Consider the following 15,614-nt stretch of genomic DNA (forward strand, 5'->3'; position numbering starts at 1 on the left):
GGGGATCAGCGAGTGATCAGCCGGTGAAGCCGACCGCCGACCAGTCGTAGAACTTGTAGCCGCGAGCGCCGAAGTTGGCGAGCGTCTTCTTCGCCGCCCAGATCTCGGGCCGCTGGTACAGCGGGATGGTGTGGACCAGGTCCCAGATCAGCTTGTCCGCGGCGTTGGCCTTCTCGACGGCCTTGGCCGGGTCGGCCTCGTCCACCACGGCCTGGATGGCCTGGTCGAGGGCGGGGTCGTTGCTCTTGGGGAAGTTGCTCTCGGACCCGGTCTTGTAGATCTGCGCCAGGCTGCCCAGCGGGAGCGGTTCGCCGATCCACGTGAACGGCACCAGGTCGAAGTCGCCCTTGATGATGTAGTCGGTGAAGAACTTGTCAATGGGCACCGGGCGGATGTTGACCTTGATCCCGACCTCCTTGAGCATGGCCTGGGTGAGCTCGCCCTCCGTCTTCGCGGTGGGCGTGTCCGTCGGGATGACGAAGCTCAGCGCGAGCTCCTTGCCGTCCTTCTTGCGGAACTCGCCCTCCTGCTTCCAGCCGGCCGCGTCGAGGAGCTGCTTGGCCTTCTCGGGGTTGTACTTGCCGATGTCGCCGGAGTTGTCGACGTAGGACTTGTGGTTGTTCATGAAGACGTGGTTGCCGAGCGTCTGGATCGGCCAGTCCATGTCCTTGAGGTCGGACGCGGTGATCGCCTCGCGGTTGATGCCGTAGGCGACGGCCTGCCGGACCGACTTGTCCTTCAGGAACTCGCTCTGGTTGTTGACGGTGATGTGCCGCCAGTTCGGGCTGAGCGACTTGCGGATGTCCGCGTCGGGGACTTCCTTGGCCCGCTTGAGGTCGGCAGGGTTGCCGGCCTGGATGTTGGCGGCGTCGAGCTCGCCGTTGGCGAAGGCGTTCACCTCGGCGGCCGGCGACTCGATCGTGCGGAAGATGATCTTGTCGAGCTTCGCCTTCTTGCCCCACCACTTGTCGTCACGCACGAGGGTGAGGGTCTTGGTGCCCTCGTTGATCGACTCCACCTTGAACGGGCCCGCGGTGACCGGGATCTTCTGGAGGTAGTCCTTCTCGTACTTCTCCGGATCCACCATGTGCGAGGCGGGGTAGAGGTGCGGGGACCGGGAGTACAGGTCCAGCCACTCACCGTACGGCTTGGTGAAGGTGATGACGGCGACCTTGTCCGAGTCGCCCTTGGTGACCGACTCGACCTTGTCCCAGCCGTCCGTGGAGGCGGGCTTGTACGCCTTGTCCTTACCGCTGTTGACCTTCCACGCGGCCTCGAGGTCCTTCCATGTGATCGGCGTGCCGTCCGACCACTGGGCCTTGTCGTTGAGCGTGAAGGTCACGATCTGCTTGCCCCCCGACGTCTCGTTCTTGACGTCGGTCACGAAGTCCGGGTTCGGCGTCAGGTTGGCCTTCTCGTCGGAGACCATGAGCTGCGGCATGATCGGGTCGAGCATGTCCGCAGTGTCGGCCTGGTTGCCGTCGACGTGGTTGCCGTTCCACTGGCTCGGCCACTGGCCGATGGCCAGCGTCAGGGTGCCACCGTCCTTGACCTTGTCGTATTCGACCGGGTTGATGCTGATGGCCGGGGTCTCCGCCATCTGCTGCTGCGCCTGCTGCGACTTCTCGGCGCTCGGCTGCTTGTTCCCGCCGCCACCGCCGCAGGCGGCCACGGCCAAGGCCAGGGCCGCGATCCCCGCGGCAGCCCGGTAACGAACCTTCACTTTTCCTCCTGATCGTCCGAGGCCGTGATGACCTCGATCTCCTCCGCGTAGTGGCAGGCCGCGCCGTGGTCCACGGCGTTGCCGAGCCGGGCAACCGAAGGCTCTTCGTCCACACACCTCTGCCGCTCCGCCTCGCTGAGCCGGGCGAACTTGGGGCAGCGGGTGCGGAACCGGCAACCCGATGGCGGGTCGGCCGGGCTGGGCAGGTCGCCTTCGAGCAGGATCCGCTTCCGGGTGCGTTCCATCTCCGGGTCCGGCAGCGGGATCGCCGACAACAGCGCCTGCGTGTAGGGGTGCGCCGGGTGGTCGTAGACGTTCTCGACCGTGCCGATCTCGGCGATCCTGCCGAGATACATCACCGCGACCCGGTCGGCCAGGTGCCTGACCACGGCCAGGTCGTGGGCCACGAACAGGTACGACAGTCCCAGCGTGTTCTTCAGCTCCTCCAGCAGGTTGATCACACCCGCCTGGATGGAGACGTCGAGTGCCGACACCGGCTCGTCCAGGACGAGCAGTTTCGGCTCCAGCGCGAGCGCGCGGGCGATGCCGATGCGCTGGCGCTGCCCGCCGGAGAACTGCTGCGGGTAGCGTTCGGCGTGCTCGGGCGAGAGCCCGACCAGCTCCAGCAACTCGGAGACCCGGGCCCGCACGTCTTTCCTGCCGTGCGCGCGCAGCGGCTCGGCGATGATGTCGCCGACCGGCATGCGCGGGTCGAGCGCGGCCATGGGGTCCTGGAAGACGATCTGCAGGTCGCGCCGCAGCGCCTTGCGTGCCGCCTTGTCCAGTTTGGCGCTGTCCTTGCCGAGCACGACGACCCGGCCGCCCTGTGGCGGGGCCAGCTGCATGATCTGCTGCAGGGTGGTGGTCTTGCCGCAGCCGGACTCGCCGACCAGGGCCAGCGTCTCGCCCTCGGCGATGTCGAAGCTGATGCCGTCGACCGCGTACACCGTGCCGACGCGGCGCTTGAAGACCGCGCCCTTCATCAGCGGGTAGTGCCGGATCATGTCGTCCAGCCGCAGCACCGTGGCGCGCTCGGCCCGCGGCACGCGGACCACGTCGCTCGGCGGGATGACCGGCACCGGGAACACGTCGGCCCCGGTCAGGCCCTTGTGCTCGATCTCGTGCGAGCGGATGCACGCCACGTGCCGCCCGCTGCCGAACGGCGTCAGCGGCGGCTCCTCGTCGTCGCACATGTCCACCTTCATCGGGCAGCGCGGCGCGAACGGGCAGCCGGGCGGCAGCGCCGACGGCGAGGGCGGGTTGCCCTCGATGGGCACCAGCGATCCCTCCTCGCCGTCGATCCTGGGGATCGAGGCGAGCAGGCCCATCGTGTACGGCATGCGCGGCCGGTAGTAGATGTCGTCCACCGGCCCCTGCTCCACCGGCCGGCCCGCGTACATGACGAGCACCCGGTCGGCCATGCCCGCGATGACGCCCAGGTCATGGGTGATCATCACGATGCCGGCGCCCGTCTCCTGCTGCGCGGTCTTGAGGACCTCCAGCACCTGGGCCTGGATGGTCACGTCGAGCGCGGTGGTCGGCTCGTCGCAGATGAGCAGGTCGGGGTCGTTGGCGATGGCCATGGCGATCATCGCGCGCTGGCGCATGCCACCGGAGAACTCGTGCGGGAACGCCTTGGCCCGCAGGTTCGGGTTCGGGATGCCGACCAGGTCGAGCAGTTCGACGGCCCGCTTGGCGGCCTTGTCCTTGGCCATCTTCTGGTGCACGCGCACGGCCTCGGCGATCTGGTCGCCGATGGTGTAGACGGGCGTGAAGGCCGACAGCGGATCCTGGAAGATCATGCTGATCGACTTGCCGCGCACCTTGACGATCTCGTCCTCGTCCATGCCGAGCAACTCGCGGCCGTGCAGCTTCACCGAGCCGCTGACCTGGGCGCCCCTGGGCAGCAGGCCCATGATGGCCAGCGAGGTGACGGACTTGCCGGAGCCGGACTCGCCGACGATGCCGAGCACCTCGCCGCGCTCCACCCCGTACGACACCCCGCGCACCGCCTGGACGCCGCCGGGGAAGGTCACGGTGAGGTCGGTTACCTCAAGGATGCTCACGAGTTGCTCCCCGGGTCGAGTGCGTCACGCAGGCCGTCGCCGATCAGGTTGACGCTCAGCACCAGCAGGACGAGCATCCCGGCGGGGAAGGCGAACAGCCACGGATAGCCGGTGGCGTTGCGGGAGCCCTCGGCGATGAGCGTGCCCAGCGAGACGTCCGGCGGCTGGATGCCGAATCCGAAGAACGACAGCGCCGCCTCGCCGACGACCGCGCCGCTGACGTTGAGGGTGGCGTCGATGATGAGCAGGGAGGACAGGTTGGGCACGATGTGCCGGAAGATGATCTTCCAGCGGGGGATGCCCATGTAGACGGCGGCCTGGACGTATTCGCGCTCGCGCAGCGAGATCGTCATGCTCCGCACGACCCTGGAGGTGATCATCCAGGTGAACGCGGCGAGCAGGACCACGAACCAGATCCAGGAGCCGTCCCGCAGCCTGGGCGAGACGATCGCGAGGATGAGGAAGCTGGGAAGGACCAGGAGGAGGTCCACACCCCACATGAGCACCCTGTCCAGCCAGCCGCCGAAATATCCGGCGAAGGCTCCGACGACGGCGGCCAGTCCGGTCGCGATGAGCGCCACCAGGACGCCGATGACGATCGACTTCTGCATCCCGCGGAGCGTGATCGCGTACATGTCCTGGCCGATGGAGGTCGTGCCCCACCAGTGGTCGGCGTCGGGGGGCGACAGGAAGGCCATGAAGTCCTTCTCGGTCCATTCGTAGGAGCCGAAGTACGGGCCGATGTACGCCAGAGCCACGAGCAGGACGAAGGCGATGATGCCGTAGCGGGCCTGCGGGTTGCGGAACAGGCGCCTGAGGACGACTTTCGAACGCATCTCAGCTCACCCGCACCCGGGGGTCGAGGGCCGCGACCAGCAGGTCGGACAGGAATCCGGCGGCCAGGACGCAGACGGCGGCGAAGAAGGTCACCGCGGCGACGGAGTTGACGTCGTTCGCGTTGATCGCGTCGACCAGCCAGGCGCCCATGCCGTGCCAGGCGTAGATCTTCTCGGTGAAGATGGCTCCGGTGAACATCGTTCCGAGGGCGAAGGCGAAGTACGTGGCGGAGGGGATCAGCGCGGTGCGCAGCGCGTGCTTGATGAGCGCGGTCCTGCGCCGCAGGCCCTTGGCCATCGCCGTGCGGACGAAGTCCTGGCCCAGCACGTCGAGCATCATGTTGCGCTGGATCCGGCTGTAGAAGGCCGCCCCCGACACGCCGATGCTGAGGGAGATCGTCGGCAGGATCAGGTGGTTCAACCGGTTCATGAGCTGGTCCCAGCCCGCCAGCTTGGGGTTGTACTCACCGGTGTACTCGATCAGCGTGAAACCCAGCCCGCGGTTGAGGTTGTAGGTGCCGATGGCGAGCAGCGTGGCCAGCACGAAGACCGGGATCGCCATGAGCACGAACGCGCTCACCCCGATCACGCGGTCGCTGATTTTGTACTGTCTGACGGCCGACCACGCGCCGAGCGCCACACCGACGACGAAGCCCACGATGGTGCCGATGAGCAGCAATCGGAGGCTCACCCAGACCCGCCGGCCCATCTCGTCGTTGACCGACCCGCCGTTCCAGGTCTTGCCGAAGTCCCCCGTGATGACGCCGGAGGCCCAGGTCGCGTAACGCTGAAGCACGGGAGTCTTGTCGTTCAGGTTGTAGGCGTCGAGCGTGGCGTCGATGACGGCCTCGGGGACCGGGGGCTGGCGGCCTTCGTACGCGCCACGCGGATTCATGGTCGTGGCGGCGAGCATGTACGCCAGACTCGCGGCGACCGCCACCAAGATCACGTTTATTGCCAACCTGCGAAGCAGGTACTTGCCCATTACTCTCCGTTCGCGCCGACCGGGGCGGCGCCTCGGGCTGGAGAGGCACCCCCGCAACGTAAAGCAGTCCCGCATCGGGAAATCGCACTGACCCGTGTGGATCGGCGATCTGGGCGCAGAATATAAGTAAAGATGTAACAGTCAGAAACGGCCCAACATAACAGTCAGATCACTCGCAATAGCACGTACGGACCTTCACGGGTTGCGCGACTATGGGGCTGACCTGCAGAGATGTGAGCTATTTAGGCTCTTCTAACATCACCCCAAGAAGGCCTATGTCACAGAATCCGTACATTTATTGGTGCTTGCGCAAAGTGATCCACGTCATGATCTCGATCTGCGGAATGTGAGCCGCGATCTATGCAACGGGGCGACCACGTCCAGCGCCCGTGCCCCGAGGGAGGCCACGACCCGGCCCACCGGCCAGGCCAGCCGACGTCCGGAGGAGACCCGCACCAGCGGACCCGCGACCGGTTGCCCCACGCAGCCGACCGGCACGATCCCAGCGTCCTAGGCATGAACCGGTCGTATCACTTCATCAGATGAAATTCCAGTTTCATCTGATGAAGCACTATGAAAAATCGGATTTGCCCGCTAGCGTGCGCATCGTGGCAACTGACCCTCAGAGGGACGCCGCCCGGCACGTCCAGGTGGTGAACGCCCTCGGCGCCCGCATCGTCGGCGGCTCCCTGGCCCCCGGCACGTCCATCCCCATCGAGGAGGACCTCGTCGGTGAGCTGGGCGTCGGCCGCTCGGCCGTGCGGGAGGGCGTGAAGGTCCTGGCCGGCAAGGGCCTGCTGGAGACCCGGCGGAGCGCCGGCACCCGGGTGCGCCCCCGCGCGTCCTGGAACCTGCTCGACGCCGACGTGCTGAGCTGGCGCTTCGAGCCCGAGCCGCGGCCGGAGGACATCCGGGTGCTGGCCGACCTGCGGGTCGCGCTGGAGCCCGGCGCGGCCAGGGTGGCGGCCGAGCGGGCGGACGCGACCGCGATCCAGCGCGTCGACGAGGCCCTGGCCGCGCTGTACGCCACCGCCGACGACCCCGAGCCGTTCATCCAGGCCGACCTGGCCTTTCACAAGGCGGTGTTCGCCGCGGCGGACAACGACCTGCTGCTCTACATCTACGACATGATCAGCATCGCCCTGCGGTCCGTGCGCCAGGTGCACACCCGCTCGGTGGCGCACAACAAGGAAACGCTGCCCGGTCACGAGCGCGTGGCGGTGGCGATCAGGCGCCACCACCATCGCAAGGCCGAGGAGGCCATGCGCGAGGTGGTCGAGGTCGCCCGCGCCGACGCCGAGCAGCACATCCGTCTCTGCTGCTAGGAGCACTCACGTGGACGTCCTCCTCGACGTCGACGGGCCGGTGGCCCTCGTCACACTCAACAGACCCGCCAAGCTCAACGCCGTCACCCCCGACATGGCCGCCGCGCTGCGCGAGTGCCTGGGCCGGATCGACGCCGACCCGGCGATCCGGGTGGCGGTGCTGACGGGCGCGGGCGAGCGCTCGTTCTGCGTCGGCAGCGACATCGGCGAGCTGGACGCGTACGAGACCCCGTGGGAGTTCCGCAACCGCGGCGACTACGGCGACGCGGTCCGCGCCCTGCGCAAGCCGATCGTCGCGGCCGTCAACGGCTACGCCTGCGGCGGCGGCCTGGAGCTGGCCCTGGCCTGCGACATCCGGCTGGCCGCGGGCACGGCGACGTTCGCCGCGCCGGAGATCAAGCTCGGCTGGATCGGCGGCAACGGCCAGTCCGCGCTGCTCGCCCACTCGGTCGGGCCGGGGCAACGCGGCCACCATGCTGCTGACCGGCGACCCCATCGACGCGGCGCGGGCGAAGGCGTGGGGCCTGGTCACCGACGTCCACCCCAGGGACGAGCTGATGAAGGCCGCCCGCGAGCTGGCCGGGAGGATCGCGGCACGCCCGCCCATCGCGGCGCAGACCGCCAAGGCCAACCTCAAGGCCGCCTACTCGATGCCGCTCGACCAGGCCATCCAGTACGAGCGGGACCTGCAGACCGTCTGCTTCGCGACCGCCGACGCGGCCGAGGGCAGGGCCGCGTTCGCCGCCCGCCGCGAGCCGGTCTTCGAGGGGCGCTGATGGGCGTCCTGGACGGCTAACGCGTCGTCGACCTGTCCATCGCGATGGCGGGGCCGCTGGCCGCCATGCGGCTGGGCGACCTGGGCGCGGACGTGGTCAAGGTGGAGCCGGTGACCGGCGAGTGGCAGCGGCACGCGCCCGCGGGCGGCGCCGCCGGAAACCGGGTCAACGCCTCGTTCCTGTCGCTCAACCGCAACAAACGCAGCCTGGCCGTGAACCTCAAGTCGGACGAGGGCCGCGACATCGTGCACCGGCTGGCCGCGACGGCGGACGTCTTCCTGCAGAACTACCGGCCCGGGGTAGCCGAGCGCCTGGGCATGGACCACGACACGATCAGGGCGCTCAACCCCGGCATCGTGTACGTCTCCATGTCCGGCTACGGCGAGAGCGGCCCCTACGTCTCGCGCCCCGGCCAGGACCTGCTGCTGCAGGCCATGAGCGGCGCCATGTTCAGCACCGGCCGCGACGGCGACCCGCCGGCGCCCGCGGGCACGTACGCGATCGACGCCGTCACCGCCTACAGCGCCTTCGAGGGCGCGCTGGCCGCGCTGCTGCACCGCGAGCGCACCGGCGAGGGCCAGCGGGTGAGCGTCAACATGCTGGACGCGGCCATCGCCGTGCAGATGCAGGAGCTGTCGATCTACACGGTCGGCAAGGTGCCGCAGCGGCGCGGGCGAGAGCCGCACGGCCACACCTACATCCGCGCCCCGTACGGCGTGTTCGCCACCAAGGACGGCTACCTGGCGCTCGGCATGCCCCGGCTCGACGCGCTGGCCGTGGCGCTCGACCTGCCCGAAGTAGCCGAAATGGACGGCCACGCCCAGCGGGACGAGATCACCGCGACCGTCGCCCGCCGCCTGCCCGGCCGCACCACCGCCGAGTGGCTGGAGATCTGCGCCCGCCACGACCTGTGGGCCGGCCCCGTGTACGGCTACCCGGAGCTGGTGGCCGATCCGCAGGTCGAGCACAACGGCTCTTTCGTCACCTACGAGCACCGCACCGAGGGCACGGTCACCACGCCCGGCTTCCCGTACGTCCTCAGCGCCTCCCCGCCGTCGGTCCGCCGGGGCGCGCCGCTGGTCGGCGAGCACACGCGCGAGCTGCTGGAGGAGCTCGGCTACACGGCCGAGCGCACGGCCGAGCTGGTGGCGAGGGGCGTGCTGGCATGCGAGGACTGACCTGGGACCACCCGCGCGGGTACGCGCCGCTGGACGAGCTGACCCGGCTCGACCTGGCCGGCGGCAACCCGTACGGCGACGTCCCCGAGCCGATCGAGTGGGACCGCCAGCCGCTCGAAGGGTTCGAGTCGGAGCCGATCGCGAAGTTGTGCGAGACCTACGACGTGCTCGTGATCGACCACCCTGGGCTGGGCGCGGCCGTGGACGCGCTGGTGCCGATGGAGGAGCTGTTCGAGCCGGACGAGCTGGCCGCGTTCCAGGCGGGCTCGGTCGGTCGCACCTGGGAGAGCTACCACCTGGGCGGACGCCAGTGGGCACTGCCGCTCGACCGGCCGCCCAGGTCGCCATCGCCCGCCCCGGCGTCGAGGCGCCGGCGACCTGGCCGGAGCTCCCGGCGTTCGCGCGGGGCACGCGGACGGTGCTGTGCCTGGGCGGGCCGCACGCGTTCCTGATGTTCTGCGCGCTGTGCTCGGGCGCCGACCGGGCGCTGTCGCTGCTCAACCCGATCGGCGTGCTCGACGCCCTGTCGACCAGCGGGGCCGCGGGCGGGCCGGAGTACTGCCCGCGAAGACGCCTGTTCCCGGCCGCCGGCGGGCAACCCGCCGCCCGGGCCGCGTGGCAGGACGCCACCACAGATCACCACCATGGAGGCCGCCTGGATCAGGCCACGCTCCCCCGGCTACATCGCCCTGCAGGACACGTCGTCCGCGCTGATCCGGGAGGGCCTGCTGGCCCGCGTCCCGGCTCGCGACCTGCTCAAGGACCTGCACAAGGAATGGAGGCAAGCATGAGCACGGCGCTCGTCACCGGTGCCGCAGGGGCGCTCGGCAGGGCGATCGTGCGCCGCCTGACCGCCGACGGCCACCAGGTCGCGGCGCTCGACCGCGACGCAGGCGGGCTCGGCGGCGCACTCGACCTCAAGGTGGACCTGCGCGACCCGGCCGCCATCGAGCAGGCGTTCGCCGAGACGACCGCGCTGCTCGGCCCGGTCGGCATCCTCGTCAACAACGCGGCCGTCTACCCGAGCCGGCCGTTCCTGGAGGTGCCGCTGGCCGAGGAGAGGAGGTGCACGAGGTCAACCAGCGCGCCTACTGGCTGGCCGCCCAGCACGCCGCGAAGCAGATGACCGGCGGCGGCGCGATCGTCAACATCGCCTCGATCACCATGCACGGCGGCTGGCCGGACCTGGCCGCCTACGTCGCCACGAAGGGCGCCGCGGCCACGCTGACCAGGGCGCTCGCCCGCGAGCTCGGCCGCGCGAGATCCGGGTCAACTGCGTCTCGCCGGGACCGGCTAGCTACGGCGAGCGGTGGGAAGGTGACCGCTGCGTGCTGTGGGCCGAGGGCGAGGTGCGCCAGGCCGCGGTATTCGCCGAGAACCTGCGTCTGGTCCGCCGCATCGAGGCCGACCTCGGCGGCGACGAGATCAGGCTGGTCGACACGGTCACGAACGCCGGGTTCGAGCCGGCGCCGCACATGTTCCTCTACCACATCAACCTCGGCTGGCCGCTGCTCGACGAGGGCGCCAGGTTCGAGGCCGACATCCGCGAGACGCTCTGGCAGACCGACAGCGTGGCCGAGCAGAAGGCCGACCACATCACCTTTCCCCGGGCCCGCGCCGGGGTTCGTGGAGCAGGTGTACGAGCACGCGCTGGTCCCCGGCGACGACGGCATGCACCGGGTGGCGGTGGTCAACGACCGGCTCGGCATGAAGGTGAGCGTGGAGTGGCCGGCCGCCGAGTTCCCGTACTTCTTCGAGTGGCTGAACCTGCGCTCGGGCAACCACGCGGTCGGCCTGGAGCCGTCCACCCACCACGTGGCGGGCGACGCGGCGGCCAGGGAGGACGGCAGCATGATCTGGCTCGGGCCGCTGGAGTCGCGGGTGTACCACACGACGTTCCGTGTCAGCTGATGCGATAGGCGCGGCGGGCCGTGCCCGCGAAGACCGCGGCCCGCTCGCCCTCCGACAACCCGGCGCACAACTCCTCGGCGGCCTGCGCGACCTGCTCGTACTCGGCCGCGAGCAGGCAGACCGGCCAGTCGGAGCCGAACATCACCCGCTCGGGCCCGAACGCCTCCAGGACGATCTCGGCGTACGGCCGCAGGTCGGCCACCCGCCACGACGTCCAGTCGGCCTCGGTGACCATGCCGGACAGCTTGCAGAAGACGTTCGGGAGCGCGGCGAGCTCGATGATCCGGCTCCGCCACGGCTCCAGCTCGCCCGCGGCGATCGGCGGCTTGGACAGGTGGTCGAGCACGAACGTCAGCCCCGGCATGGCCCTGACCGTGTCGATGGCGGCGGGCAGCTGATGCGGCAGCGTCAGCAGGTCGTACGCCAGCCCGGCGGCCTCCACCGCGGCGAGGCCGCGCCGCACGTCGGGCCGGTTGAGCCAGGCCGGGTCAGGCTCGGACTGCACGCCGTGCCGCACGCCCACCAGCCCGTCGGGCATGGCGGTCAGCACTCCGGCGGCGTCGGGCGCGGTCAGGTCGACCCAGCCGACCACGCCCGCGACCAGGTCGGAGGCGGCGGCCAAGGCCAGGAACTCGACGGTCTCGGCCAGGTCGGGCAGCACCTGCACCAGCACGGTGCGGGTCACCCCCGCCGCGGCGGCCGGCCCGGCCAGGTCGTCGAGCGTGAACGTGCGCCGGATGGGGGCCATCTCCTGCGGGTCCAGCCAGGCGTGCGGGCGGACGGCGAGGTCCCAGACGTGGTGGTGGGCGTCGATGCGGTCCATGGGTTATGCGAGCTCCAGCTCCGTCCAGAGGTCATCGGGGATCGAGGCGGCGGCCAGGGCGAGGTCTTCGGCCACCTCCTCGGAGCTGCGGGCGCCGACCACGATGCCGGTCACGGCCGGGTGCCGCAGCGGGAACTGCAGGGCGGCCGCGGCGAGCGGCACGTCATAGGAGGCGCACCGCTCGGCCAGCCCGCGCGCCCGCTCCAGCACCCGCTCCGGGGCGGGGGCGTAGTCGTAGTGCGCGCCGGGCCCGGGATCGGCCAGGACGCCGCCGTTGAACACGCCGGCCACCAGCACGCCCGTCCCCCGCTCCGCGCACAGCGGCAGCAGGTCCTTGGCCGCCGTGCGGTCGAGCAGCGTGTAGCGGCCGGCCACCATCACGCAGTCCACGTCGGTCTCCCGCACGAACCTGGCCAGCATCTCCGCCTGGTTCATGCCCACCCCGATCGCCCGCACCCCGCCCTGCTCGCGCAGCCGCTCCAGCGCCGGGTAGGCGTGCCGCACGGCCTGCTCCCAGTGGTCGTCGGGGTCGTGGATGAGCAGGATGTCGAACGCGTCGAGGCCGGTGCGCTCCAGGCTGCCGGCGAGCGAGGCGTAGACGCCCTCCACGGTGTAGTCGCGCCTGACGGGGTCGAGCAGGGCGCCTACCTTGGTCGACACCGTCACCTGGGACCTGTCGACGCCCGCCAGGAAGCGGCCCAGCCGCAGCTCCCCGAGGCCCGCGCCGTAGCGGGGCGCGGTGTCGAAGTAGCGGACGCCGCCCTCCCACGCGGCCTCCAGCGTGGCCGCGGCCTGCTCGTCGCCGACCGGAGCGTAGAGCCCCGCCAGAGGGGCGGTGCCGAGGCCGATCCTGGAAACGCTGACGCCGCTGCGACCGAGCCTCACGTCTCGGTTCTCCTCTCGGGCGAGAGATCGTTTACAGACCGAAACCTAGCAGAACCTCGACGTATCCGCAGGTCGAGCGCCCGTGAGGCGTCCCTGCCGGCGCGATCTCCTCTCATCGCTCTCGCGACCCCCTGCCCTCATGTTCTGGAACAGGAGCAACGGTGACCAACGACGGCTACACACGACGCGGCGTGCTGGCGACCGGCTTAGGCGCCGCCGCCGGATCCCTCCTCATCCCCGACGCCCCCGCGAAGGCGGCCACCCGCGGCAACCCTCTCACGCTCTGGTACAACCGCCCCGCCGCCGCCTGGCTGGAGGCGCTGCCGGTCGGCTGCGGGCGGCTCGGCGCCATGGTCTTCGGCGGCGTGGCCACCGAACGGCGGCAGCTCAACGAGGACAGCATCTGGGCCGGCGGGCCGCACACCTACGACGACCCCGAGGCCCTGGCCGCGCTCCCCGAGATCAGGCGGCTGGTCTGGGAGGACAAGTGGCAGGCGGCCCAGAACCTGGCCGACCAGAAGTTCCCCGGCAAGCCCAGCGAGCAGGCGCCGTACCAGGTGCTCGGCGACCTCACGCTGACGTTCCCCGGGGCGGCCGAGTTCACGGAGTACCGCCGCGAGCTGGACCTGACGCAGGCGGTCACCACCGTGACCTTCCTCCGCGACGGCGTACGCCACACGCGCGAGGTCTTCGCGAGCAACCCCGACCAGGTGGTCGTCATGCGGCTCACGGCCGACAAGCCCGGCTCGGTGACCTTCCAGGCGGCCTTCTCCAGCCCGCAGAGCTCGACCGTCTCCGCTGCCGGGCGGGACACCGTCGCCCTCGACGGGGTCAGCGGCGACACCCAGGGGCTGAAGGGCGAGGTCCGCTTCTCGCCCTGGCCAAGGCCCAGGCGAAGGGCGGCACGGTCCGCACCGACGGCGGCACGCTGGTCGTCGAGGGCGCCGACGCGGTCACCCTGCTGATCTCCATGGGCTCCAGCTACCGCAGCTACCGGGACGTCGGAGGCGACCCGGCCGAGGTGGCCGGCCGGCATCTCGTACGGGCGAGCGGGCAGCCGTACGAGGTGCTGCGGCGCCGGCACGTACGCGACTACCGGCGGCTCTTCGGCCGGGTCGAGCTCGACCTGGGCACCTCGGAGGCGGCCGCGCTGCCGACCGACGAGCGCATCGCCCGCCGGGACCTCGACACCGATCCGCAGCTCGCCGCGCTGTACTTCCAGTTCGGCCGCTACCTGCTGATCTCCTGCTCCCGCTCCCCCGGCTACGCCGCCAACCTGCAGGGCGTCTGGAACGACTCCCTCACGCCCGCCTGGGAGTCGAAGTACACCATCAACATCAACTGCGAGATGAACTACTGGCCGGCCGGGCCGACCAACATCATCGAGTGCGCGTGCCGACGTCGCGGTCCTGCGGCAGACCGGCTACACCAAGACCGGCCTCGGCGCCGGCTGGTTCACCGCGAGCGGGGTGCCCCTCGGCTGGACCCACCAGTTCATCAGCGGTCCGCTGCTCGACCTGCGCGGCTGCGTGGTGTGCTCGCCCGGCCCACCGTCCGCATGGTCGCCGCCCAGACCGAGATCCCCGCCGCGCTGGACGCGCTCGGCGTCCGGCCGGACGTCCGGTACGCCACCGCGTCCACGCTGCTCACCGCCCGCCGCGTGGCCGGGGACGTCGACTACTACTACCTGTGCAACGGCAAACACGTCGAGAACCCCAGGCCGCCGATCTCCCCGTCGACCACGAGGTCACGCTGGCCCGCACGGCCCGCGACGGGGTGCCGTACCTGCTGGCCCCGTGGACGGGGCGGGTCCAGCGGGTGGCCCGCTACGTGGCGGACGGGGACGGGATCAGGCTGCGGGTGGCGCTGCGCCCCGGCGAGTCGATGGTCGTCGCCATCGGCCGCCCCGGCCTGTTCGGCACTCCTGCGCGGAAGTCGCCGCACGTCATCGCCACGGACGCGGACCCGGTCCGGTTCGACGGGGACTCGCTGGTCGTCCGGGCCTCCCGCGCCGGGACGTACACGACCACGCTGTCCGACGGCCGGACGGTGACCTCCGTCATCGGCCCGGTGCCCGAGCCGGTCGTGTTGTCGTCGTGGCGGCTGGAGGTCGAGGACTGGAGGCCGGAGGGCACGGTCGCGCACCGGCTCCACCTCGACCGGCTCGCGCCCTGGTCGGAGATTCCCGAGCTGGCCGACGTGTCGGGCATCGGCGTCTACACCACGGACGTGCGCCTGGGGGGCGGGGCTTACCTGGAGCTCGGCGAGGTCACCGACACCTGCCGCGTGCTCGTCGACGGCCGCCCCCTGGACCCGGTGAACCAGCTCAACCCGGTCGTGGACCTCGGCCGCGGCGTCAAGACCCTCCAAGTGGAGGTGGCCACGCCGCTCGGCAACCGGCTCCGCGTCGCCGACCCGGCCGTCTACGGCGGGCTGACCCGCCAGCCGTACGGCCTCCTCGGTCCTGTCAGGGTCGTGCCGTACGGAGAGGTTCGCGTGCGCTGAGCAGAGATCCGGTGTGGGGCAAGGATCCACATCGGGTGTGGTGTTTTCTGCCGACATGACAGCCGTCAGCACGGAAGTCAATGTGTGACGTGACGGCGATGATCCTGACGGCGAGGAGACGAATCATGGGACTTGGACGATCTTCATGGCGGCAGGCGGTACGGGGCGCCTGCGTGGGGGCGGTGGCGACCGTGCTCGCGGGCACGATGGGAGTGCCGCCGACGGCGGCGTCCACGGGCACGGTCGCGCCGCCGGAGGGGCAGCTGAGGAAGCCGGCCATGGGCCGGGTCGCCACCGACGGGCGCATGCTCAACGTCCGCAGCGGTCCCGGCACCGGATACGCGATCGCCGCCCCTCCCTTGGCGGACGGCGCGCGGGTCCAGATCTACTGCGTCCGGTGGGGAGAAGAGATCCAGGGGCTGCACGGGCCGAGCAGGGTGTGGAACAAGATCGATCCGAGGGGCGAGAAGTACGTCGCGGACGCCCTCGTCTTCACGGGCAGCATGGATCCGGTGGCGCCTCCGTGCAAAGGGAGGGCCCAGGGAGCGGAGAGGGAAGCGCCCGATGGGGCCGGAGGCTCGGCGCGGAGAGTCGGCTGAGG

General features: G+C 70.5%; 15 protein-coding genes and 4 pseudogenes. 13 read left to right on the forward strand and 6 right to left on the reverse strand.

Features of this window, described 5'->3' with window-relative positions; all coding sequences use genetic code 11:
- Positions 1-16: 16 nt before the first annotated feature.
- The 4 genes from ID574_RS17350 to ID574_RS17365 are packed head-to-tail and all read right to left on the reverse strand — an operon-like array spanning position 17 to position 5,610.
- Positions 17-1,723, reverse strand: a complete 1,707-nt coding sequence (locus ID574_RS17350) for an ABC transporter family substrate-binding protein (protein WP_188189926.1) — start codon at positions 1,721-1,723, stop codon at positions 17-19.
- The gene (locus ID574_RS17355; RefSeq protein WP_188189927.1) at positions 1,720-3,789 is read right to left on the reverse strand and encodes an ABC transporter ATP-binding protein; all 2,070 of its coding nucleotides are present in this window, start codon (positions 3,787-3,789) and stop codon (positions 1,720-1,722) included. Before ID574_RS17355 ends, ID574_RS17350 begins: the two co-directional genes overlap by 4 nt.
- Positions 3,786-4,625: an ABC transporter permease gene (locus tag ID574_RS17360; RefSeq protein ID WP_188189928.1), complete on the reverse strand. Its 840-nt coding sequence runs from the start codon at positions 4,623-4,625 to the stop codon at positions 3,786-3,788. The genes ID574_RS17355 and ID574_RS17360 overlap by 4 nt, the downstream gene beginning before the upstream one ends.
- A gap of 1 nt (position 4,626) precedes the next feature.
- Complete coding sequence (locus ID574_RS17365; protein WP_188189929.1) at positions 4,627-5,610, reverse strand: ABC transporter permease; 984 nt, start codon at positions 5,608-5,610, stop codon at positions 4,627-4,629.
- Positions 5,611-6,218: 608 nt separating this feature from the next.
- On the opposite strand from ID574_RS17365, the gene ID574_RS17370 reads away from it, so the two are divergent.
- The 9 genes and pseudogenes from ID574_RS17370 to ID574_RS61580 all read left to right on the forward strand — a co-directional run bounded on the left by ID574_RS17370 (position 6,219) and on the right by ID574_RS61580 (position 10,800).
- Positions 6,219-6,935: a FadR/GntR family transcriptional regulator gene (locus ID574_RS17370; protein WP_188189930.1), complete on the forward strand. Its 717-nt coding sequence runs from the start codon at positions 6,219-6,221 to the stop codon at positions 6,933-6,935.
- 40 nt (positions 6,936-6,975) lie between these two features.
- Positions 6,976-7,401 (forward strand): annotated as a pseudogene (locus tag ID574_RS62795) (enoyl-CoA hydratase/isomerase family protein); the annotation flags it as partial.
- A 7-nt stretch (positions 7,402-7,408) separates the two neighbouring features.
- Positions 7,409-7,711 (forward strand): enoyl-CoA hydratase/isomerase family protein, encoded by a 303-nt coding sequence (locus ID574_RS62800; protein WP_442939311.1) that lies wholly within the window; start codon positions 7,409-7,411, stop codon positions 7,709-7,711.
- 32 nt (positions 7,712-7,743) lie between these two features.
- Positions 7,744-8,889: a CaiB/BaiF CoA transferase family protein gene (locus ID574_RS17380; protein WP_262496013.1), complete on the forward strand. Its 1,146-nt coding sequence runs from the start codon at positions 7,744-7,746 to the stop codon at positions 8,887-8,889.
- Positions 8,877-9,341, forward strand: coding sequence for a hypothetical protein (locus tag ID574_RS17385; protein WP_188189931.1), 465 nt, complete (start codon positions 8,877-8,879; stop codon positions 9,339-9,341). Before ID574_RS17380 ends, ID574_RS17385 begins: the two co-directional genes overlap by 13 nt.
- Positions 9,342-9,533: 192 nt before the next feature.
- Complete coding sequence (locus ID574_RS17390; protein ID WP_188189932.1) at positions 9,534-9,680, forward strand: hypothetical protein; 147 nt, start codon at positions 9,534-9,536, stop codon at positions 9,678-9,680.
- Positions 9,677-10,086, forward strand: a pseudogene (locus ID574_RS17395) (SDR family NAD(P)-dependent oxidoreductase); the annotation flags it as partial. The gene ID574_RS17390 and the pseudogene ID574_RS17395, both read left to right, overlap by 4 nt.
- A gap of 152 nt (positions 10,087-10,238) precedes the next feature.
- Positions 10,239-10,421 (forward strand): annotated as a pseudogene (locus ID574_RS62805) (DUF4432 family protein); the annotation flags it as partial.
- 94 nt (positions 10,422-10,515) lie between these two features.
- A complete protein-coding gene (locus tag ID574_RS61580) occupies positions 10,516-10,800 on the forward strand; it encodes a DUF4432 family protein (RefSeq protein ID WP_442939312.1) in 285 nt (94 codons plus the stop codon).
- On the opposite strand, the gene ID574_RS17405 is transcribed toward ID574_RS61580, so the two are convergent.
- Positions 10,793-11,623, reverse strand: coding sequence for an amidohydrolase family protein (locus ID574_RS17405; RefSeq protein ID WP_188189933.1), 831 nt, complete (start codon positions 11,621-11,623; stop codon positions 10,793-10,795). The genes ID574_RS61580 and ID574_RS17405 overlap by 8 nt on opposite strands.
- A 3-nt stretch (positions 11,624-11,626) precedes the next feature.
- Positions 11,627-12,508, reverse strand: a complete 882-nt coding sequence (locus tag ID574_RS17410; protein WP_188189934.1) for an aldo/keto reductase — start codon at positions 12,506-12,508, stop codon at positions 11,627-11,629.
- Positions 12,509-12,669: 161 nt separating this feature from the next.
- Between ID574_RS17410 and ID574_RS59745 the strand changes: the two genes are divergently transcribed.
- The 4 genes and pseudogenes from ID574_RS59745 to ID574_RS17425 all read left to right on the forward strand — a co-directional run bounded on the left by ID574_RS59745 (position 12,670) and on the right by ID574_RS17425 (position 15,612).
- Complete coding sequence (locus ID574_RS59745; protein ID WP_223166786.1) at positions 12,670-13,473, forward strand: glycoside hydrolase family 95 protein; 804 nt, start codon at positions 12,670-12,672, stop codon at positions 13,471-13,473.
- Positions 13,474-13,478: 5 nt separating this feature from the next.
- Positions 13,479-13,889 (forward strand): annotated as a pseudogene (locus ID574_RS62810) (glycosyl hydrolase family 95 catalytic domain-containing protein); the annotation flags it as partial.
- 308 nt (positions 13,890-14,197) lie between these two features.
- Positions 14,198-15,013 (forward strand): hypothetical protein, encoded by an 816-nt coding sequence (locus ID574_RS59750; RefSeq protein WP_223166787.1) that lies wholly within the window; start codon positions 14,198-14,200, stop codon positions 15,011-15,013.
- Between the two features lie 125 nt (positions 15,014-15,138).
- The gene (locus ID574_RS17425) at positions 15,139-15,612 is read left to right on the forward strand and encodes a hypothetical protein (protein ID WP_188189936.1); all 474 of its coding nucleotides are present in this window, start codon (positions 15,139-15,141) and stop codon (positions 15,610-15,612) included.
- The last annotated feature ends 2 nt before the right edge of the window (positions 15,613-15,614 follow it).

It is taken from the genome of Nonomuraea sp. SYSU D8015 (assembly GCF_008065375.1).
GTDB lineage: Bacteria > Actinomycetota > Actinomycetes > Streptosporangiales > Streptosporangiaceae > Nonomuraea.